Genomic DNA, 20471 nt, shown 5'->3' on the forward strand with positions numbered 1-20471 from the left:
AAGGCAGGCCGCAGCCTGCCTGTTAAATCAGCCGGAGTGTTACTTTTTATCCGCGCTCTGCATCCAGTCTGGTTTCTGGAACGCACCGTAAACATTATTCGGATCGTCAATCACTGCGCGATAAGCAGGCGATTTCACCACCTCGACAATATCCTTCGCGAACGGTTTGTCGGCATCTTCCGTGCGCACCGCAATGATGTTTTTCAGGTTCTCATCGAGGTGCTCTTGTTTGAGCGCAGAGGAGAGTTTCAGCCCGGCGGCAATCGCAAAGTTGCCATTCACCAGCGACGCGGTAACGCCATCCAGTGTGCGCGGCAGTTGCGCAGCTTCCAGCGGTTTAAACACCAGCCCTTTCGGGTTGCTGGCAATATCGCGCTCGGAGGCTTTAGTCGGGTCGATGTTATCTTTGATGGTAATAAGGTTTAGCGATTGCAGGAAACGCAGCCCGCGCGCCAGGTTGGTTGGGTCATTGGAGAGCGTGACAATATCGCCCTTTTTCAATTCATCCAGGCTTTTAATTTTGCGTGAATAAAAACCCATGCCCGCCGTCGGCACCGTAATCAGCCTGGTTAATTTCAGGCCTTTATCGGCAGTGAATTTGTCAAAATAGAGGCTGTGCTGGAACAGGTTGGCATCAATACTGCCGTTCGCCAGCGCCATATTCGGCTGTACGTAATCGCTAAATTCACGCACCACCACTTTATAACCTTTCTCTTTTAGCGACGGCGCAATCGCCTGTTTCACCATATCGCCGTATGGCCCAGGTGCGACGCCGAAAACGATGGTGTGCGGATCGCTGCTGGCGTGAGCAAACGGTAAGCCGCAGGCCAGAAGTAATGCGCCGAAGGTCGCGCGCAAGCTGAGACGACGTCCCATAAATTCTCCCTAACGAGTTGAGCTGCTGTGTGACGCGACGTACAGTGCGGCGCGTTCCATTTTCACCTGATTGATAAAGCTGCTGAATAAGATGGCATAAACACAGCGCAGCGGTAATTGAAATAAATTCAACATGCTGTGAACTATGTCACTGAATGGCGTGGAGATCTTTACGGGGTAAGGCGATGAAGCATAACGAAAAGCCCTGCTCCCGGTGGGTTTTCTGGCCTCTCGTTATGCTTTTTATTGCTAAGCATTGCCGGATTTAAACGAAGCGTTAAACCCGGCGGATGCAGACGTCTTAGAAGTCGTAACGCAGACGAACGATGTTCATGTCGCCCAGCGATTTGTCGGTGCTGGTGGTGAATACGTGTTCGTAATCGACACGGAAACCGTAATCCAGCTGGAAGGTCACACCCAAACCGTTGTCGATACGCTGATAGTAACGACCTGTGGTGTATTTCAGACGGTCCCCCATGACGTACGGCTGTACGTATTTAAGCGCGTACTGACCAACCGGGATTTTGTAACCGGCAAAGTATTCAATACCCCACGCGTCGCCCGCGAAGTAGTCGTGAATATTTTTCTGACCGGTAGTCAGGAAGTTTTCGTACCAGCCACCGCCGAAGGAGAAGGTCCAGTTATCCGGGGTCCAGCTCAGCGCTGTGCCGTAGATATTCTGGTTGTAAGTATCGGTGCCGCCAGTGTTGACGTTACGCATGTCAGCCTGGGTGTAGTTCCACGCTGTACCCCATGTCAGGTCTTTGGCAATGTGGTAATCCACGCCCAGAGAACCGCCACCTTTACGTTTGTAACGCAGGCCATTGCCACGCAGCAGATCGTTATCAGAGAACAGGTAGGATGCATAAATGTCAGCATCACCAAAGGTGTTTTTGTATTTCAGCATCTTACGTGAACGGTAAGAACCGTCGTAATCGCCATTGACACCGTTACCGGAAGCCTGGGCTTTCATGTCGTAATCCCAGATATCGGTTTTTGCGCCAACCACATCGTAGTACACGCTGTTCTGCTGACCGAAAGTCATGGTACCCCAGGTCTTACTTTTCAGCCCGGTGTAGAGCATACGGCGAGTGGTGTTATGCGCGCCGTCTGCATAGTGGCTGTCCCAGTCGAACAGCGCCGGAATATTCACACCGAGTTCGTAGTAGTTAACCCAGCTAATATCATCGAAAAGGTAGTAATCAGTCGCGAAACGGAAACGGGTACCACCGTCGTAACCATTACGTTTGTAAGAGTGTTTATCACCGTCGCCCATCATGTTATCGAACTGCGGACGAATAGAACCGCCAACGGTGAAGTTCAGGCGGCTTAACGGATTGCCAGCCTGCGGATCTTGCTTAAGTACAGTAATTTCCGCCTGAGTTGCGAAAGACGTCAATGCCACTGCTGCGCCGATGGCTGTCGCCAGAGCGGTTGTTTTTATTTTCATGGTTTTTCCTTGATGGATAGACACCACTAGTAAGTTACTAGCGGCGAAATATTAACGTCTAAAAGCTTCTATTTGGTGGGGTTTTTTTGTTGTTTTGTGCTGGTAAACAATTGACTGGGGAACTTTTACACTTTGCAACAGACGCACACCGATAGAATTATCGGCATGCGTTTCGTTGAGCAAATATTGATAAAGTGATTAATTACTGAATTGACGGAACAGCGCTTTTCCTTTAAGCAAACGCGCACCAAGCCAACCGCCGCACAGCGAAAGCAGCAACGCGCCGCATAGCGGTAACGTTGCCCACAAACGCCAGTCCGGCTCCCATGGAAAGTCAAACACGCGGATTTGCAGCACCGCCAGCGCGGTTTCCGCGCCCATCGCCGCGACCAGCCCGGAGACTAACCCCAGCAGCGCGAATTCACACCACAATGTGTTTTGTAACAGCCGTTTACCCGCGCCTAACGTGCGGTAAACCACCAGTTCCTGGTGACGCTGACGCATACCGACTTGTACCTGCGCAAACAGCAGCAATACACCGCAAGCGGTAACCAGCACCACCATCACTTCCAGCGCCCGGCTTACCTGCTCAAGTACCTGGCCGACCTGTTTTAAAATCGCGCCAATATCCAGCAGGCTGATGGTCGGAAACTCCCGATTCAGCTGCGTTAACATGCCGTTGCCGTTCTGCCAGCGAAAGCTGGTAAGCCAACTCTGCGGCTGGCCGTCCAGCGCACCCGAGGGGAAGATAAAGAAGAAGTTTGGTCGCAGGCTCTCCCAGTCCACTTTGCGCAGACTGCTGATTGTGGCGCTGAATTCTTGCGTATCACCCATAAATGTCACGGAATCGCCCAGTTTCAGGCCTAACCGCTGCGCCAATCCCTCTTCAACAGAGACTTCTCCGACCTTCGGCGGCCAGCTTCCGGCGGTGACCGGGTTATGGTCCGGGCGTTCTTGCAGCCAGGTGAGATTGAGTTCTCGATTCAACGCCTCATCCGGATTGCCCTCCGTCGGCTGGCCGTTGATTTGCGTCATCCTCGCCCGCACGATGGGATAAAACGCCTCCGTAGCAACACGGTGCTGCGAAAGAAACGCTTTCAGCGGTGCCACTTGTTCCGGTGCAATATTGATTAAAAAGTAGTTCGGGCTTTCGGGCGGTAACTGCTGTTGCCACCTGTCCAGCAGATCGCCGCGCAGCACCAGCAGCATTGCCAACAACATAAAGGAGAGCGAAAACGCCGAAAGCTGGCTCAGCGTTGACCACGGTTGGCGCAGCAGCCGATTTACCGCAAGGCGCAGCGGCAGCGCTTTAAATGTCAGGCGTTTAAGCACATTAAGCAGCAACCAGCCCACCACGCCACATAACAAGGCCAGCACTACAGCGCCCGCCAGCACGGCCCACAGCAGCATGCTACCGCCCATCAGCCAGGCGAGCAGCAGCACGGCTATGGCGCAGATCACCGGTACGTAGAATTTCAGCGGCCAGACATTGGCCACCGCATCACGTCGCAGCACACGCAGCGGTTGCGTCGCCAGCAACAAACGATAGGGCCGCAGCCCCACCAGCAGTGAAATCACCACCATTGCGCCCACCGCCCACAGCCACGGCCACAAACTTGCAGGCGGCAGCGCGGCAGGCAGCACCGGTTTGAGCAGCACCATTAACACGCTTTCGAATGCCAGCCCGATAACGCCACCGGTCACCACTGACAGCACCAGTACCATGAGCCACTGACCGACAATCAATTTGCGTAATTGTGCACGGCCCGCGCCAAGGGTTTTCAATACCGCCACCAGATCATAGCGGCTACGGCAATAGTGCCCCATCGCCACCGCGACGGCAGCTATCGCCAGCAGCAGCGTTAATAGCGCGGATAACAACAGGAACTGCTGCGAACGCTGCAAGGATTTACCCAGCGCACCTTCATCCTGTTCCAGCCCGTACCAGCGGTGCTCCGGTTTCAACTGTGGCAGTAACCATTTTTCGTATGCATCTAACTGCGCGGGCGTGCCGCCAAATTTCACTCGCCAGCTGACGCGGCTCCCTGGCTGCACCGCGCCTGTTTTCGCCACATCGGCGATATTCATCAACAAACGCGGCGCCATCTGAAAAGGGTTAAAGCCTGAATCCGGCTCCTGCACCACTTCCCCGACGATACGCAATGTGGCATCGCCCACATCAATGGAATCACCGGTTTTTAAATTGAGCAGCGCCATTAACCGTGGAGCCAGTAACACCGTTCCCGCTTGCGGTTTTAACCCGCCCGGGCTGGTTTGCAGCTCACCATAAAGGGGGTAAATGTCATCAACGGCTTTCACATCGGCTAATTGCGGCGTGTCGCCGGCAAAGGTCATGGTGGCAAAACTGATCTGTTCACTGACTCGCAGCCCTGTTTTTCGCGCTTGATCCAGCCACGCTTGTGGTATCTCACGAGAGCTGCGCAGCGCCCTGTCTCCGGCCATGAATTCCCGGCTCTGCTGGCTAAGTCCTTTTTCCATGCGATCGCTGATGTTGCCGAGCGCGAGTACGCAAGCAACCGCCAGACTTAGCGCCATCCAGACAATCAGCAGCGACGGCGAGCGCCATTCGCGCCAGAACCAACGGGCTATCATGCATCCTCCCGCAGTTCACCATTGACCAACCGCAACCGCCGGTCACACCGCGCGGCAAGCTGTGGATCGTGCGTCACCAACAGCAGCGTAGTGCCGTATTGTTGATTCATGGAAAAGAGCAAATCGGCGATCTTGTCGCCGGTTTGCCTGTCGAGGTTGCCGGTGGGTTCATCGGCGAACAGAACTGCCGGACGGCCATTAAACGCGCGAGCCAGCGCCACGCGCTGCTGTTCCCCGCCGGAGAGTTGTGCTGGCAGATGATCCAACCGTTTACCCAGCCCCAGTTCTTCCAGTAACGCTTTCGCACTGCGGCGGCTTTTACTGCTGTTTTCGCCGCGCAGCAATGCCGGAAGCTCGACATTTTCCAGCGCATTCAGCGTGGGAATGAGCATAAATGATTGAAAAACAAAGCCGACATTTTGCGCACGCAGTTGCGCGCGCGCCTCTTCATCCATCTTATGCAGGGGTTTGCCGAGCAGGTTCACCTCGCCACTGCTACCGTCATCCAGCCCGGCGAGGATTGCTAATAAGGTGGACTTGCCGGAGCCGGATTCGCCGATCAGGGCGATGGTCTCGGCTGGTTTGACAACCAGCTCAACTCCGGTAAGGATGGAAAGCTCATGCTCCCCCTGACCGACGGACTTCTTAAGACGATGAACTTCAACAATGTTTTCCGCTGGCATTTGCCCTTCCTGTTTTTGCTTTTGTTAACCTTTCGCGCCGCGGCGGCGGACACGTTACTGATTCTTGGCGACAGTCTGAGCGCCGGATATCGCATGGCGGCGAATGCCGCGTGGCCTGCGCTGCTCAATGATAAATGGCAGCAAAAACCGACGGTCATCAATGCCAGTATTAGCGGCGACACCTCGCAGCAAGGGCTGGCGCGCCTGCCCGCACTGCTTAAAGAGCATCAACCGCGCTGGGTTCTGGTGGAGCTGGGCGGTAACGATGGTCTGCGCGGTTTCGCGCCGCAGCAAACAGAGCAAACGCTGCGCCAGGTGGTGCAGGCGGTCAAAGCCGCCAACGCGCAACCGCTGTTAATGCAAATTCGGCTGCCCGCTAACTACGGTCGCCGCTATAATGAAGCCTTTAGCGCCATTTATCCTAAGCTTGCCAAAGAGTTGGATGTCCCTCTGCTGCCATTCTTTATGGAAGAGGTCTATCTGAAACCGCAATGGATGCAGGATGATGGCATCCATCCCAATCGCGATGCGCAGCCGTTTATAGCGGACTGGATGGCAACGCGACTGGCGCCTTTAGTTAACCACGACTCCTGATTGTTCAGGCACGCCACCAGGTAAAGTTATGCAAAAAGCAGTCTTAATAACAGGATGTTCCAGCGGTATCGGGCTGGAAAGCGCACGCGAATTGAAGCGTCAGGGTTTTCGCGTGCTGGCGGCCTGCCGCAAACCGGACGATGTCGCCCGGATGGCAAGCGAAGGCTTTACCGGCATTCAGCTCGATCTTGACGACGCGCAAAGCGTGATACGCGCCGCCGCCGAAGTAATAGCGCTGACCGACAATCGCCTGTATGGGATCTTCAATAACGCCGGATACGGTGTTTATGGCCCGCTTGAAACCATCAGTCGCGAACAACTGGAACAACAGTTTTCCAGTAACTTTTTTGGCACCCACCAGCTCACCATGCTACTGCTGCCTGCGATGCTGCCACACGACGAGGGGCGCATTGTAATGACCTCCTCGGTGATGGGGCTGATCTCAACGCCAGGCCGCGGCGCTTATGCCGCCAGCAAGTATGCGCTGGAAGCCTGGGCGGACGCTTTGCGAATGGAGCTACGCCATACGGGCATCAAAGTGAGCCTGATTGAACCCGGCCCGATCCGTACGCGCTTTACCGACAATGTCAACCAGACGCAAAGCGATAAGCCCGTGGAAAATCCGGGTATCGCCGCACGTTTTACACTGGGGCCGGAAGCGGTCGTCGCCAAAGTACGCCATGCTTTTGAGAGTACCAACCCGAAATTGCGCTACCCGGTAACGCTGGTGACATGGGCGGTGACCCTGTTAAAACGCCTGCTGCCGACGCGCGTGATGGATAAAATTTTGCACGGGTGAGTTGAAGGCGCTCAGCCTGTCCCCCATGTATGACGAAACAGTGAAATAAAGAGAACTTAGTATGTCTGCACAGAATATTGTCAATATTACCGAAGTGAACCTGCAACAGGTGCTTGAGCAATCCGTTGCCACACCGGTGCTGTTCTATTTTTGGTCCGAACGCAGCCAGCACTGCCAGCAACTGACACCGGTGCTAGAGAGCCTCGCTGCACAGTACAACGGGCAATTTATCCTGGCGAAAGTCGATTGCGACGCAGAGCAAATGGTGGCATCGCAGTTTGGCTTACGCGCCATTCCAACTGTTTACCTGTTCCAGAATGGCCAACCGGTTGACGGCTTCCAGGGGCCGCAGCCGGAAGAAGCGATTCGCGCGCTGCTGGATAAAGTGCTGCCGCGTGAAGAGGAGCTGAAAGCGCAGCAGGCCATGCAACTGATGCAGGAAGGCAAGCACCTTGACGCGCTGCCGCTGTTGAAAGAGGCCAACCAGTTGGCGCCACAAAACAGCGAAATCACCCTGCTGCTGGCAGAAACGCTGATTGTGTTGAACCGCGCGGATGAAGCCGAAGCGGCGCTGAAAAGCATTCCGTTACAGGATCAGGACACCCGTTACCAGGGGCTTATCGCGCAGATTGAACTGCTGAAAAAAGCTGCGGATACGCCGGAAATCCAGCAACTGCAACAACAAGTTGCAGACAACCCGCAGGACGCGCTACTGGCTACGCAGTTGGCATTGCAACTGCACCAGGTAGGTCGCAACGAAGAAGCGCTTGAGCTGCTGTTTAGCCACCTGCGCAAAGATCTGGCTGCTGCGAATGGCGAAGCGCGCAAAATGCTGCAAGAGATCCTGGCCGCACTCGGCACCGGCGACGCGCTGGCATCGAAATACCGCCGCCAGCTCTACTCCCTGCTCTACTAACTCCCCTGCTAAATTTGGCGATCGCGCTGTTTTAATCGCTAAATCGGGCTAAGATGGCATCAAATTAAACAGGAGGTTTTTTTGATGCCAATCGTCATTCTGGTTCTTATCTTCGTCGCGCTGGTGGTGGTTATCTCCGGTGTGAAAATCGTCCCACAAGGCTTCCAGTGGACAGTGGAACGCTTTGGCCGTTTCACCCGCACGCTGCAGCCGGGTTTAAGCCTGGTGGTGCCGTTTATGGATCGTATCGGTCGTAAGATCAATATGATGGAACAGGTTCTCGACATCCCCTCGCAAGAAATTATTTCCAAAGACAACGCCAACGTCACCATTGACGCAGTGTGCTTTATTCAGGTGATCGACGCCCCGCGCGCCGCTTATGAGGTGAGCAACCTGGAACTGGCGATCATCAACCTGACCATGACCAACATCCGTACCGTACTCGGCTCAATGGAGCTGGACGAAATGCTCTCACAACGTGACAGCATCAATACGCGTCTGCTGCATATTGTGGATGAAGCCACCAATCCGTGGGGCGTGAAAGTCACCCGTATTGAAATTCGCGATGTGCGCCCACCGGCAGAATTGATTGCCTCAATGAACGCGCAGATGAAAGCGGAACGAACCAAGCGCGCTTATATTCTTGAAGCCGAAGGGATCCGCCAGGCAGAGATCCTCAAAGCCGAAGGCGAAAAACAGTCACAGATCCTGAAAGCCGAAGGCGAGCGCCAGTCGGCGTTCCTGCAGGCAGAAGCACGTGAGCGTTCAGCAGAAGCAGAAGCCCGCGCCACGCAGATGGTGTCTGAAGCGATTGCCGCCGGGGACATCCAAGCGGTGAACTACTTTGTGGCGCAACGATATACCGATGCGCTGCAACAAATTGGCTCGGCGAACAACAGCAAAGTGGTCATGATGCCGCTGGATGCCAGTAGCCTGATGGGCTCGATCGCCGGGATCGCTGAACTGGTGAAAGACAGCACCAACGAGCGTAAAAAATGATTGCCGCACTGCTGCTCGAACATACGCACCTTGCCTGGCTGGTGCTCGGCGGCCTGTTGCTGGCTGCGGAAATGCTGGGCGGTAACGGTTATCTGTTATGGAGCGGCGTCGCGGCGGTGGTCACCGGGTTGTTGGCGTGGGTTATTCCCTTCGGCTGGGAGTGGCAAGGTGTGCTGTTCGCCGTGCTGACCATGCTGGCCGCCTGGCTGTGGTGGCAATGGCTTTCGCGGCGGGTAAAACAACAAAAACCCGCCGACGCGTCGTTGAACCTCAGAGGGCAACAGCTCATCGGCCGCCGCTTCCAGCTTGATAACGCGCTGGTGAATGGGCGTGGCCATATGCGTGTAGGCGACAGTTCGTGGCCAGTCAGCGCCGACGACGATCTCGCTGCCGGAACGCGCGTTGAGGTGACTGCCGTTGAAGGGATTACCTTACGCATCAAAGCGATAAACGAATAACAACCACGCAAGGATTCAGGGAATGATAAAACGCAGCCGCCTCGCGCTGGGCTTGTGCCTCTCCTTTACCGCCAGCGCACCTGCGCTGGCATCTTCTGATATCGATAGTTGTACCTGGGGCAGCGCGGGATGTTTCATCACCAGCCCACCGGTACTGGGCATCGATACCGATACCCGCGATAACTTACTGCGCCTGGTGGATGAGCAAAAAGGATTTTTGCCGCTGCACCAGCCCGTGCCGCAAGATTTCACACGCAACCGAAACTTCTATTTCGGTATCCATCATGATGACACCACAGCATCAGCAGCAGCCACGGAACCGGCCACCGGCGATGAAACCCTGCGCCAGCAAATGAAAGCGCTGGGCATCAAACCTGACGATCAAATTCCACCTGCGCTGTTGCGCCTGATCGCCGAGGGCGGCACGACGCAGACAGCAACTGGCGAAGGCTTTGAATCCGATGAGCTGGAAAACCGCTTTGTGTCGCGCAATAACGAGACACTTTCTGGCTTTTTCGCCGCCCTGCTGGCCGAAACGGCCTTGACACCGGAACAGCGCCTGGCGCTGGCGAAAGCGCGGACGGCAGCGGATGGCCGCGGTGAAGTCATCATCAATGCGCTGAGCTTCCCGGAAGGTTCTGCCGCTCTCGGTTTCCGTACTTATTTACACGGCGCTAACGCTTTCTATGCCGGTGATTATGAGGCTGCAGCGCAGGATTTTACTTCGCTAGCCAGCAGCCCGCTGCCGTGGCTTGCCGAAACAGCCAGCTATATGTTGATGCGCACCGCGCTCAACGCCAGCAGCGCCAATGCCAACGGTGAATATGGCGATTTCGACGTCACAAAAGTGGATAAAGCCCAGGCGCAGAAAGCGCGAGATGCAGCGCTGCATTACCTGAAAAGCTGGCCGCAGGGTCGCTACGCAGAATCGGCGCAGGGTATGTTGCGCCGCATCAACTGGTATTTGCAGGACTGGAATGCGCTGGCGGCACTCTTCGAACAGGCGTTGTCGCAGACGGCCAGCGGCGATGCGTTAATCGCGCTGGTGAATGAAAGCGACAACAAACTCCTCGAATGGGGCGGTAATGATTTTATCAGCACGCCGGATGCCTCGCTGATGACGTTTATCCTGACGCTGCGCCGCCTGCGCGACAACAAATGCGATGATAAGCATCCCTGTATCGATCAAGCCTGGCTTGACAGCATCAAAGCCGATTTCGACAAAAATAAGCGTGGCGATCTGTGGAATTACCTGCGCCTGAAGCTGGCTTTCAGCAAGCAAGATTACGCCACCGTGCGCACTGGTATCACCCCGGCGCAAACGCTGGAGCCGCATAATATCCTCGCGTTTAGCGAACAAGTGCTGTACGGCGAAGCGCTGATGGCGGAAAAACAGTGGCCGGACGCCAAAGCGCACTGGCTACATCTTTTGGAGCTGAGCAAGGATGTCGAACAGCAGCAGTTGCTACAGGCCAAGCTGGCGGCAACGCTGGTGGAAAGCGACGCGCTGGCGCAGATTTTTGCGCCTGGCAGCAAGGTCACGAATCTGCGTTACCGTTCCTTAGTGCTGAAAACCAAAGCACCACGCGAGTTACTGCGCCAGCAAGCCAATAACGGCCCAAATAATGAAGAGCGCACCATCGCGCTGCACACGCTACTGACGCGCGATTTAACCGAAGGGCATTACGCCGACTGGTTACAAGACAAGAAACTGATCGCCGCAATCACACCGCCGGTCACTGGCGAAGCGTTTGACGACGTCAATCTGAGCGCATTTGGCTGGAAAGGCACCGACAAAGAGAGCGTTTACTTCTGCGCTGCGCTGGAAAAAACAGTCACCACTCTGAGCCAGAAAACGCAGGATGGCCATGCGCTGAACTGCCTGGGCGAGTTTTTCCGCATCACCCAAACCCGCGTTAACCGGGAAACCGACCAGTGGGGTAACGACGCGCTGGACGACGCAACAAAACTTAACTCTGCACCCGGCGTCGCGCACCGTCTGGCCTGGTATCAGCAGGTTATCCGCGACGCCAAAGCTGAGCCGGAAGATAAGAGCTACGCGCTGTATCGCGCCGTGATGTGTTATGCCCCCTCCGGTTATAACGATTGCGGTGGCGAAGACGTGGATAAATCCGTGCGTAAAGCATGGTTCCAGCAACTGAAAAGCCGTTATCCGGGAAGCGTATGGGCCAAAGAGCTCAAATATTACTGGTAATGGCATTGGCAGGCGCGCTGCTCTTCCCTTCGGCGTTATCCGCTCAGGGGAAGACAGCGTACTGGTTATGGTCTGGCGTGCGACCCACGCAAACGCTGCGTGATGCCGATATTGTCTACCTGCATCAGGGCGATGTCGTCACCGTTGCCGGTCAAACGGTGTTCGAGCGTAAAGGGCTGCCGGTCAACCAGCTTACGTTTCCGCGCATCTGGCTCACCGTACGTTTTACCACCCTGGACGTGCCGGATGCGCTGTTGTTACGTCTTAACCGGCTGTTAGCTCGCTGGCAAGCCGCAGGTAACCATGTCGTCGGGTTGCAGGTGGATTTCGATGCCGCGACTCATCGACTCGGCGATTACGCGCTGTTTTTGCATCGTCTACGCCAAACGCTGCCAGCAGACTACGCGCTGGGCGTCACCGGATTGCTGGACTGGGCGAAAACTGGCAGCGTGCAAACCCTTAACGCGCTGCCGGTGGATGAGTTGGTGGTACAGAGCTACCAGGGACGCAGCACCGTGGCGAATTACACCGCCTACCTACCCGCACTTTTAGCGTTACGCGTTCCATTTAAATTGGGGCTGGTGCAGAACGGCGAGCGTGATATCAGCGAAGAGCAGCAACTCGCCGCCTCCCCGTGGTATCGCGGCACGGTGACATTTATGCTCAACCCTTCGCGTGGTGACAACAACCAGAAAGGTTATCAATAATCGGGCAATCGGCGGAGTCATCGCCAGGGCATGACTCCGCCAGTGCCAGCAGCTGCACACGCATCAGTTGCAGTTCGCCAATATGTCGCTCGATCTCGGCCACTTTCTGCAACGTGCGCGCTTTGACATCAGCGCTATGACGGGCCGGGTTATTAAACAGATTCACCAGCTCGCCACACTCTTCGAGATTAAACCCCACCTGCCGCGCCTGGCGCAGCAGCGTTAACTCATTCAGGTGTTGTTGATTGTAACTGCGGTAGCCGTTTTCGCTGCGCAGCGGCGGTGTCACTAGCCCTTTCTCTTCATAGAAGCGAATCGCTTTGCTGGTTAAACCGGTTCTTTTTGCCACATCGCTGATATTCACGTTTCCCCCTTACTGCCAGAACCTGAGTTAATCACTATAAATGGCCGCCATGTAATAAAACAAATATATCCATATTGTTAATGGTTTTTTATTTACCCACCTTACCGCTTCGCTATAACATGTGGCCGGATGTTTCTAAGAATGATAAATGATTTACACACAGGAGTGGTTATGAGTGATATGGCGTTTTGCCGTGGTTGCGGAAAGGAAATACATAAAGAAGCGGTGGCTTGCCCGCAGTGCGGCGCGCCACAGAACACCGCCGGGAAGAAAAGCCGAATTTCTGCTGCGCTGTTTGCCTTCTTTTTAGGCGGATTTGGTGCGCATAAATTTTATTTAGGGAAACCAGGTCAGGGGATCCTTTATCTTCTGTTTTGCTGGACCTTTATTCCGGCGATCATCTCTTTCGTTGAATTTATTATTTATCTGTGCAACTCCGATCAGGAATTTGCCCGTAAATACGGTTGAGTTTTCCCCCTCCGGTAATAAGCAAACCCCGCCCCGTGCGGGGTTTGTTGTTTATGAAACACCGATTGCCCCTTTGTAATGATAAAACCTTGACCTTCCCCTTGATGGAAGGTTTAAGCTTCTACACAGTCACTATTGAAGCACCACAACCAAGGAGATTAAGTATGTCTCATACCATAGCGCTAGACCTGGATGGCCTCTCTTGCGGCCATTGCGTAAAACGCGTCAAAGAGAGCCTGGAAAAACGCCCGGATGTTGAACAGGCAGAAGTCACCATTGAACGTGCGGAAGTCACCGGCAGCGCCAGCGCTGACGCGTTGATCGAAACCATCAAAGAAGCCGGATACGGTGCGAGCTTAAGCCACCCAAAGGCTAAACCGCTGGCAGAGTCATCACTCCCGTCGGAAGCACTGACAGCGGCCACACCTGAGCTTCCGGCAGCCAGCGAGCTTGATGACAGCCAACAGCTGTTGATCAACGGCATGAGCTGCGCCAGTTGTGTCTCCCGGGTGCAAAAAGCCTTACAGGCCGTACCGGGCGTTACGCAGGCACGGGTCAATCTGGCGGAGCGCACCGCGCTGGTTATGGGCAGTGCCCCCGCCGCTGAATTAGTCAGCGCCGTAGAGAACGCAGGCTACGGGGCTGAAGCCATTGAAGATGACATCAAGCGCCGCGAGCGCCAGCAGGAAACCGCGCTCGCCACCATGAAACGCTTCCGCTGGCAAGCGATTGTCGCGCTGCTGGTTGGCGTGCCGATCATGGTGTGGGGCATGATCGGCGATAACATGATGGTCACCGACACCAACCGCTCCCTGTGGCTCGTTCTCGGTGTTGTCACGTTAGCGGTCATGATCGTAGCGGGCGGCCATTTTTATACCAGTGCCTGGAAAAGCCTGCGTAACGGCACGGCGACCATGGATACGCTGGTGGCACTCGGGACTGGCGCGGCCTGGCTCTACTCCATGAGCGTCAATATCTGGCCGCAGTGGTTCCCGATGGAAGCCCGGCACCTTTATTACGAAGCCAGCGCGATGATCATTGGTTTGATTAACCTCGGCCATATGCTGGAAGCCCGCGCCCGCCAGCGTTCGTCTAAAGCGCTAGAACGGTTACTTGATTTAACTCCGCCCACCGCACGCGTGGTCACCGCCGACGGCGAGAAAAGCGTGCCGCTGGCGGACGTTCAGCCGGGCATGACGCTGCGCCTGACCACCGGCGATCGTGTGCCGGTAGACGGCGAAATTAGCCAGGGTGAAGCATGGTTTGACGAAGCAATGCTCACTGGCGAACCGGTGCCGCAGGAAAAAAGCACCGGCGAGAGCATTCATGCCGGGACGGTAGTGCAGGACGGCAGCGTGCTGTTTACCGCCAGCGCCGTCGGCAGCCACACCACGCTGTCGCGCATTATTCGCATGGTGCGCCAGGCGCAAAGCAGCAAGCCGGAGATCGGCCAACTTGCCGACCGCATTTCTGCCGTGTTTGTGCCGGTCGTGGTGGCTATCGCATTGTTCAGCGGTGCTCTCTGGTACTTCTTCGGTCCTGCGCCGCAAATTGTCTATACGCTGGTCATTGCCACCACGGTGCTGATTATCGCCTGCCCTTGTGCTCTGGGGCTGGCGACGCCAATGTCGATTATCTCCGGCGTCGGTCGCGCTGCGGAGTTTGGCGTGCTGGTTCGCGATGCCGATGCGCTGCAACGCGCCAGCACGCTGGATACCATCGTGTTTGACAAAACCGGCACCCTGACGCGCGGCAAACCCGAAGTGGTGAGCGTGAAAACGCGGGATATTGACGAAGCGACGGCGCTACGCCTGGCGGCGGCCCTGGAACAAGGTTCCAGCCATCCGCTGGCGCGAGCGATTATTGAAAAAGCAGGCGCGGAGACGCTGCCAGTGGTCAGTCAGTTCCGCACACTGCGCGGGCTGGGCGTGAGCGGTGAGGTTGACGGGCGCAGCGTGTTGCTTGGCAACCAGGCGCTGCTGGCTGAACAAAACGTGGATACGAGCGCGCTTGACGATGAGCTTAATGCTCAGGCAAGCCTGGGCGCCACGCCGGTACTGCTGGCGATTGACGGGAAAGCCGTGGCGCTGCTGGCGATCCGCGATCCGCTACGCGGAGACAGCATCGAGGCGCTGCAACGCCTGCACCATGAAGGCTACCGCCTGGTGATGCTGACCGGTGATAACCCCACTACCGCTAACGCCATCGCCAAAGAGGCCGGTATCGACGAAGTGATCGCCGGCGTGCTGCCGGATGGTAAAGCCGAGGCGATTAAAAAACTGCAACAGCAGGGTCGCCAGGTGGCGATGGTCGGCGACGGGATTAACGACGCACCCGCGCTGGCGCAAGCGGACGTAGGCATCGCGATGGGCGGCGGCAGCGATGTGGCAATTGAAACCGCCGCCATCACGCTGATGCGCCACAGCCTGGTGGGCGTTGCCGATGCGCTGGCGATATCCAAAGCGACGCTGCGCAACATGAAACAGAACCTGCTCGGCGCATTTGTTTATAACTCGCTGGGTATTCCAATTGCGGCAGGTATTCTCTGGCCACTGACCGGCACCTTGCTCGACCCGGTGGTCGCAGGCGCGGCAATGGCGCTCTCGTCCATTACCGTCGTCAGCAACGCCAACCGGTTATTGCGCTTTAACCCCCAGAAGTAAACGCACCAACCCCGCCGTTTATCCGGCGGGGTTTGCACCTTCTGGCCGCGCGCGCTAGCATGAGATTTTTCACTCAGGAAGCGCGTATGAGCCTGTTTCAACGATTGAAAACATTTTTTCTTGCGCTTCGTGTGCGTCATTACCGCTGGCCCGCACTGGATGTTGATTTGCCCGGCGGCCAACATCTGCACCTGGTGGGCAGTATTCACATGGGCACGTACAACATGTCGCCGCTACCGGTGCAACTGCTGCAAAAACTGCGCAATGCCGATGCGCTAATCGTGGAAGCGGATATCGCCGGTTCGGATTCGCCGTTCGACAATCTGCCACCCGCCGAACCGCTCGAACAACGGCTTAATCCTGAACTGCTTGCCCAGCTCGACAGCACGTTGCAAACCCTGTCGCTTCGCAGAGATGAATTCGACCAGCGACCCGCCTGGCATATTGCGCTGGTGTTGCAGGCCACGCAGGCACAACGGCTGGGGCTACGCCCGGAGTACGGCATCGACTATCAGTTGTTACAGGCAGCACAGCAATATCAAGTGAAAGTGATGGAACTGGAAGGCACCAGCAGCCAGCTGGATATCTTGCGGCAGTTGCCAGACGAGGGTAAAGAGCTGTTGCAGGATACGCTGACTCACTGGCACGAGAATGCGCGCTTATTACAGGTGATGATGAGCTGGTGGCTGGAAAACCCGCCCGCTGAAGATGAACTGACACTGCCGTCAACGTTCAGCCAGCCGCTGCATGATGTTTTGATGCACCAGCGCAACCAGGCATGGTGCGAGCGTTTATTTGCGCTGCCGCCGGGGCACTACGTGGTGGCAGCAGGCGCATTGCATCTGTATGGCGAGGGGAATTTACCGGCGTTGCTGCGCGAAAGAGCGGCGCAATAGCGCAAGATGGTACTATTTTCGCGCACGCGACCAGGCGTATGCTAAGCGCCGTGAGATGACCGTGGTAAGAAGGATTATTATGACACCCGCCGTGAAGTTACTCGAAAAAAACAAGGTTCCCTTTCAGGTACACACTTACGATCACGATCCCAATGAAACCAACTTTGGTGATGAAGTGGTGCGCAAGCTGGGGCTGAATGCCGACCAGGTTTATAAAACGCTGTTGGTGGCGATCAATGGCGATATGAAACATCTTGCCGTTGCGGTAACGCCGGTTGCCGGGCAGTTAGATCTGAAAAAAGTCGCCAAAGCGCTTGGCGCGAAAAAAGTCGATATGGCCGATCCGCTGGTTGCCCAGCGCACCACCGGTTATCTGGTGGGCGGCATCAGCCCATTGGGGCAGAAAAAACGGTTGCCGACGCTTATCGATGCGCCTGCGCAAGATTATGCTTCCATTTATGTTTCCGGTGGCAAACGCGGGCTGGATATTGAACTGGCGGCGAGCGATCTGGCAAACATGCTGGACGCGAAATTTGCCGATATCGCCCGCCGCGATTGACGGATGAGGAGCTGGTTATTGCCAGCTCACCTCGCCTTTTGGTTCGTAAGCATTCACATCCAGCGGTGAGTTTTTCTGGATGTACTCTTTCAGCACTTCGGCATCAATAAAGCCAGTATTCACATAGCCTGCTTTATCATCCAGACGTGGATAACCATCACCGCCGGTTGCGTTGAAACTGAGCGTCGCCAGTCGATAGCTTTTCGCCGGATCGACCGGTTCGCCTTTGATTTTCAATGCATCCAGCTTGCCGTCTTTCGCCACAAAGCTAACATTGGCAAACTGCGGATACGCACCTGAATCCGGCTTCATCTGCGCCACCGCGGTGAGGTAATCTGTGAGCTCTTTGCCGGTCAGGTTCACATACACCAGCGTGTTGCCGAACGGCTGCACTTTCAGCACGTCTTTGTAAGTGATGTCGCCCGCCTCAATAGAATCACGCACGCCGCCGCCGCTCATCACCGCCAGATCCGCGCCGGTACGCGCCATTTGCGCCGCGAGAATGACATGCGCAAGGTTGGTTTGCACGAAACGCACTTTGCTGCGATCACCTTCCAGATGACCATTCGCGTTACCGATTTTCACCTCTAACTGCGCTTTGCCTTTGTTCTGGAACGGCGTTAACAGGGAGAGCATTTGCGGGTTTTCGGCAATTTCTGGCGTGTAGAGTACGCGCTCGCTTTTGCCGTTGTCGTAGGTGACTTTCTTCTTCAGGTTGACCGGAATCAACTGGTAACGAACCAGTTTCATCTCGCCGTTACGGAACTGGAAATCCGCGCGTCCAACATATTTACCCCACTCATGCGCCTGAACAATCCAGATGCCGTTTTGCTGATCCGGCGCGCACGGAGTGCCAGGCACGTAATCGACCTGTTTTTTATTTTCAGAAGCCATACAGACTGGATCTTGTGAGTGACCACCCACAATCATTGCCAGCGCGCCTTTCGGCAGGCTACGCGCCATCTCGACATCGCCCGGCGCATTCGAACCGTGTTCGCCGTTGTCGTAATGGCCCATATGCGTCGTCGCCAGAATCACATCCGGTTTTTCGTTTTGATTCAACTCTGAAATCACCAGCTTCGCTTCGTCAGCCGGTTTACGAAATTCGATATCGGTGAAAAACTCCGGGTTGCCGATTTTCGCCGTGTCGTCGGTGGTTAAACCGATCACGGCAATTTTCAGCCCCTGGCGATTAAACATCATCCACGGTTTAAACAGGCGCTCGCCGGTGCTTTTCTGGTAAATGTTGGCGGAAAGGAACGGGAACTTAGCCCATTTCTCCTGCTGACGCAGCACGCTTAGCGGGTTGTCGAACTCATGGTTGCCAACAGCCATCGCATCGTAGCCAATCAGGTTCATGCCGCGAAAATCGGGCTCAGCATCCTGTAAGTCCGATTCCGGCACCCCGGTGTTGATATCACCGCCGGAAAGCAACAACACGCTGCCGCCTTCGGCAGCGACCTCTTTGCGAATGCCATCAACCAGCGTTTTTTGCGCAGACAACCCATATTCGCCGTAATCACTGCGCCAGAAATGACCGTGATGATCGTTGGTATGCAGAATGGTGATGTTATAGGTCTTATCCTGCTCGTAAGCCTGTACCTGCCAGCTGGCAACACCCATTGCCGCCAGCAGCCCCAGCGTAATGCTCTTCTTTAACAATCTCATGCTTCCCTCCCTGACCCATTGATAAACTGAGAAATTACTGCGCCTGCAAATAATAGACAAATATGTATTCAGAATCGCAACTTCCTTCAAACTTTCAGCAAAGGTATGGTAGTCAGAGAATCATTACCGTGCTCTATCCTTAACCTCTTCTGACAACATACGTGGTATTTATGGCAATCAGTGAAACGTCGCAGACATCGCCTGCTGCGCGCACCTCGTTCGGTATTCTTGGCGCTATCAGCCTCTCGCATCTGCTTAACGATATGATTCAGTCACTGCTGCTGGCGATTTATCCGCTGCTGCAAGCCGATTTTTCCCTTTCATTTGTGCAGATTGGCTTTATCACGCTGACCTTCCAGGTTGCGTCCTCGCTGCTCCAGCCGGTGGTGGGCTATTTGACCGATAAACACCCGATGCCGTGGTCGCTGCCCATCGGTATGTGTTTCACCTTAAGCGGGTTGGTGCTGCTGGCACTGGCGGGGAATTTTACCACCGTGCTGATCGCTGCTGCGCTGGTGGGAACAGGTTCATCGGTTTTCCACCCGGAATCGTCTCGCGTGGCGCGCATGGCGTCAGGCGGGCGTCACGGGCTGGCGCAATCCATCTTTCAGGTCGGTGGCAACTTTGGCGCCTCGCTTGGGCCATTGCTGGCGGCTGTGATCATTGCGCCTTACGGCAAAGGCAATGTTGCCTGGTTTGTACTGGCGGCTCTGTTGGCAATTATTGTGCTGATGCAGGTAAGCCGCTGGTATGCCGCGCAGCATCGCGTTAACAAAGGCAAAAAAACCGCTTCCGTGATAAATCCGCTACCGCGCAATAAAGTGGTGCTGGCGGTTTGTGTGCTGCTGATCCTGATTTTCTCGAAATACTTCTATATGGCGAGCATTAGCAGCTATTTCACCTTTTATTTAATGCAGAAGTTTGATTTATCGGTACAAAACGCGCAGATGCATCTGTTTATCTTTCTCTTCGCCGTTGCGGCAGGTACGGTAATCGGCGGGCCATTGGGCGATAAGATTGGCAGAAAATATGTGATTTGGGGCTCTATCCTCGGCGTAGCACCTTTTACCCTTCTTTTGCCCTACGCAACGCTGTTCTGGACCGGGATTTTAACAGTGATTATTGGATTTGTGCTCGCCTCCGCCTTTTCAGCCATTCTGGTCTATGCACAGGAGCTGTTGCCCGGTCGTATCGGCATGGTTTCCGGGCTGTTTTTTGGTTTTGCCTTCGGCATGGGTGGCCTTGGCGCTGCAGTGTTAGGGCTGGTTGCCGATCATACCAGCATCGAGTTGGTCTATAAAATATGTGCTTTCCTGCCATTACTCGGGATTCTGACCATATTCCTGCCCGATAACCGCCCGCAACACTGATTTCCTCACGGCCAAAGTCGCACTTTGGCCGCTGCTTTCTCTTGCCAGCCTACGCTTGGCACCTGATTTCTGTTACGGATACCCCGCTTGCTATCTTTTTTGATCCAAATTGTCATTTTCTTCATAATTCAACAATTATTCATAAACATACTGGCTAAAATTGTCATAAACTG

18 protein-coding genes are annotated in these 20471 nt (G+C 55.2%); 12 read left to right on the forward strand and 6 right to left on the reverse strand.

Annotated elements, in window-relative coordinates; genetic code table 11:
- Positions 1-39: 39 nt before the first annotated feature.
- The 4 genes from ACFX4O_RS03830 to ybbA all read right to left on the reverse strand — a co-directional run bounded on the left by ACFX4O_RS03830 (position 40) and on the right by ybbA (position 5622).
- Positions 40-876, reverse strand: coding sequence for a MetQ/NlpA family ABC transporter substrate-binding protein (locus ACFX4O_RS03830; RefSeq protein WP_131406089.1), 837 nt, complete (start codon positions 874-876; stop codon positions 40-42).
- Positions 877-1177: 301 nt separating this feature from the next.
- On the reverse strand, positions 1178-2326 hold the full coding sequence (locus ACFX4O_RS03835; RefSeq protein WP_380207391.1) for a porin: 1149 nt from the start codon (positions 2324-2326) through the stop codon (positions 1178-1180).
- Positions 2327-2524: 198 nt separating this feature from the next.
- A complete protein-coding gene (ybbP, locus tag ACFX4O_RS03840; RefSeq protein ID WP_380207393.1) occupies positions 2525-4939 on the reverse strand; it encodes a putative ABC transporter permease subunit YbbP in 2415 nt (804 codons plus the stop codon).
- A complete protein-coding gene (gene ybbA, locus ACFX4O_RS03845) occupies positions 4936-5622 on the reverse strand; it encodes a putative ABC transporter ATP-binding protein YbbA (protein WP_380207395.1) in 687 nt (228 codons plus the stop codon). The genes ybbP and ybbA overlap by 4 nt, the downstream gene beginning before the upstream one ends.
- On the opposite strand from ybbA, the gene tesA reads away from it, so the two are divergent.
- The 7 genes from tesA to ACFX4O_RS03880 all read left to right on the forward strand — a co-directional run bounded on the left by tesA (position 5593) and on the right by ACFX4O_RS03880 (position 12310).
- Entirely contained in the window at positions 5593-6216 is a 624-nt protein-coding gene (tesA, locus tag ACFX4O_RS03850; RefSeq protein WP_020456831.1) for a multifunctional acyl-CoA thioesterase I/protease I/lysophospholipase L1, read from the forward strand. The two genes, ybbA and tesA, sit on opposite strands and share 30 nt — an antisense overlap.
- Positions 6217-6244: 28 nt before the next feature.
- Entirely contained in the window at positions 6245-7015 is a 771-nt protein-coding gene (locus ACFX4O_RS03855; protein ID WP_380207397.1) for an SDR family oxidoreductase, read from the forward strand.
- 61 nt (positions 7016-7076) lie between these two features.
- Positions 7077-7931 carry a co-chaperone YbbN gene (locus tag ACFX4O_RS03860; protein WP_380207399.1) on the forward strand — a complete coding sequence of 285 codons (855 nt, stop codon included), beginning with the start codon at positions 7077-7079 and terminating at the stop codon, positions 7929-7931.
- Positions 7932-8015: 84 nt separating this feature from the next.
- Positions 8016-8930, forward strand: coding sequence for an SPFH domain-containing protein (locus ACFX4O_RS03865; RefSeq protein WP_131406083.1), 915 nt, complete (start codon positions 8016-8018; stop codon positions 8928-8930).
- Positions 8927-9388, forward strand: a complete 462-nt coding sequence (locus ACFX4O_RS03870) for an NfeD family protein (RefSeq protein WP_380207402.1) — start codon at positions 8927-8929, stop codon at positions 9386-9388. The genes ACFX4O_RS03865 and ACFX4O_RS03870 overlap by 4 nt, the downstream gene beginning before the upstream one ends.
- Positions 9389-9410: 22 nt before the next feature.
- Positions 9411-11603 (forward strand): hypothetical protein, encoded by a 2193-nt coding sequence (locus tag ACFX4O_RS03875; RefSeq protein WP_380207404.1) that lies wholly within the window; start codon positions 9411-9413, stop codon positions 11601-11603.
- Positions 11573-12310, forward strand: a complete 738-nt coding sequence (locus tag ACFX4O_RS03880; protein ID WP_380207406.1) for a DUF3142 domain-containing protein — start codon at positions 11573-11575, stop codon at positions 12308-12310. The genes ACFX4O_RS03875 and ACFX4O_RS03880 overlap by 31 nt, the downstream gene beginning before the upstream one ends.
- Here ACFX4O_RS03880 and cueR read toward each other — a convergent pair.
- Positions 12267-12674, reverse strand: a complete 408-nt coding sequence (gene cueR, locus ACFX4O_RS03885) for a Cu(I)-responsive transcriptional regulator (RefSeq protein ID WP_131406080.1) — start codon at positions 12672-12674, stop codon at positions 12267-12269. The two genes, ACFX4O_RS03880 and cueR, sit on opposite strands and share 44 nt — an antisense overlap.
- A 171-nt stretch (positions 12675-12845) precedes the next feature.
- Here cueR and ACFX4O_RS03890 point away from each other — a divergent pair, with 171 nt between their 5' ends.
- From ACFX4O_RS03890 to ybaK, 4 genes are all read left to right on the forward strand, one after another.
- Positions 12846-13142 carry a TM2 domain-containing protein gene (locus ACFX4O_RS03890; protein WP_131406079.1) on the forward strand — a complete coding sequence of 99 codons (297 nt, stop codon included), beginning with the start codon at positions 12846-12848 and terminating at the stop codon, positions 13140-13142.
- A 164-nt stretch (positions 13143-13306) separates the two neighbouring features.
- Positions 13307-15805: a copper-exporting P-type ATPase CopA gene (gene copA / locus ACFX4O_RS03895; RefSeq protein ID WP_380207408.1), complete on the forward strand. Its 2499-nt coding sequence runs from the start codon at positions 13307-13309 to the stop codon at positions 15803-15805.
- Positions 15806-15891: 86 nt separating this feature from the next.
- Entirely contained in the window at positions 15892-16701 is an 810-nt protein-coding gene (locus ACFX4O_RS03900; RefSeq protein WP_380207410.1) for a TraB/GumN family protein, read from the forward strand.
- Between the two features lie 79 nt (positions 16702-16780).
- The gene (gene ybaK, locus ACFX4O_RS03905) at positions 16781-17260 is read left to right on the forward strand and encodes a Cys-tRNA(Pro)/Cys-tRNA(Cys) deacylase YbaK (RefSeq protein ID WP_380207412.1); all 480 of its coding nucleotides are present in this window, start codon (positions 16781-16783) and stop codon (positions 17258-17260) included.
- Between the two features lie 15 nt (positions 17261-17275).
- Here the strand turns inward: ybaK and ushA are convergent, their stop codons facing one another.
- Positions 17276-18928 carry a bifunctional UDP-sugar hydrolase/5'-nucleotidase UshA gene (gene ushA / locus ACFX4O_RS03910; protein WP_380207414.1) on the reverse strand — a complete coding sequence of 551 codons (1653 nt, stop codon included), beginning with the start codon at positions 18926-18928 and terminating at the stop codon, positions 17276-17278.
- 170 nt (positions 18929-19098) lie between these two features.
- Here ushA and ACFX4O_RS03915 point away from each other — a divergent pair, with 170 nt between their 5' ends.
- Positions 19099-20298 carry an MFS transporter gene (locus tag ACFX4O_RS03915; RefSeq protein WP_380207416.1) on the forward strand — a complete coding sequence of 400 codons (1200 nt, stop codon included), beginning with the start codon at positions 19099-19101 and terminating at the stop codon, positions 20296-20298.
- Positions 20299-20471: the final 173 nt, after the last annotated feature.

Origin of the sequence: Kosakonia sp. YIM B13571 (assembly GCF_042788095.1) — a bacterium.
Classification (GTDB): domain Bacteria; phylum Pseudomonadota; class Gammaproteobacteria; order Enterobacterales; family Enterobacteriaceae; genus Kosakonia; species Kosakonia quasisacchari.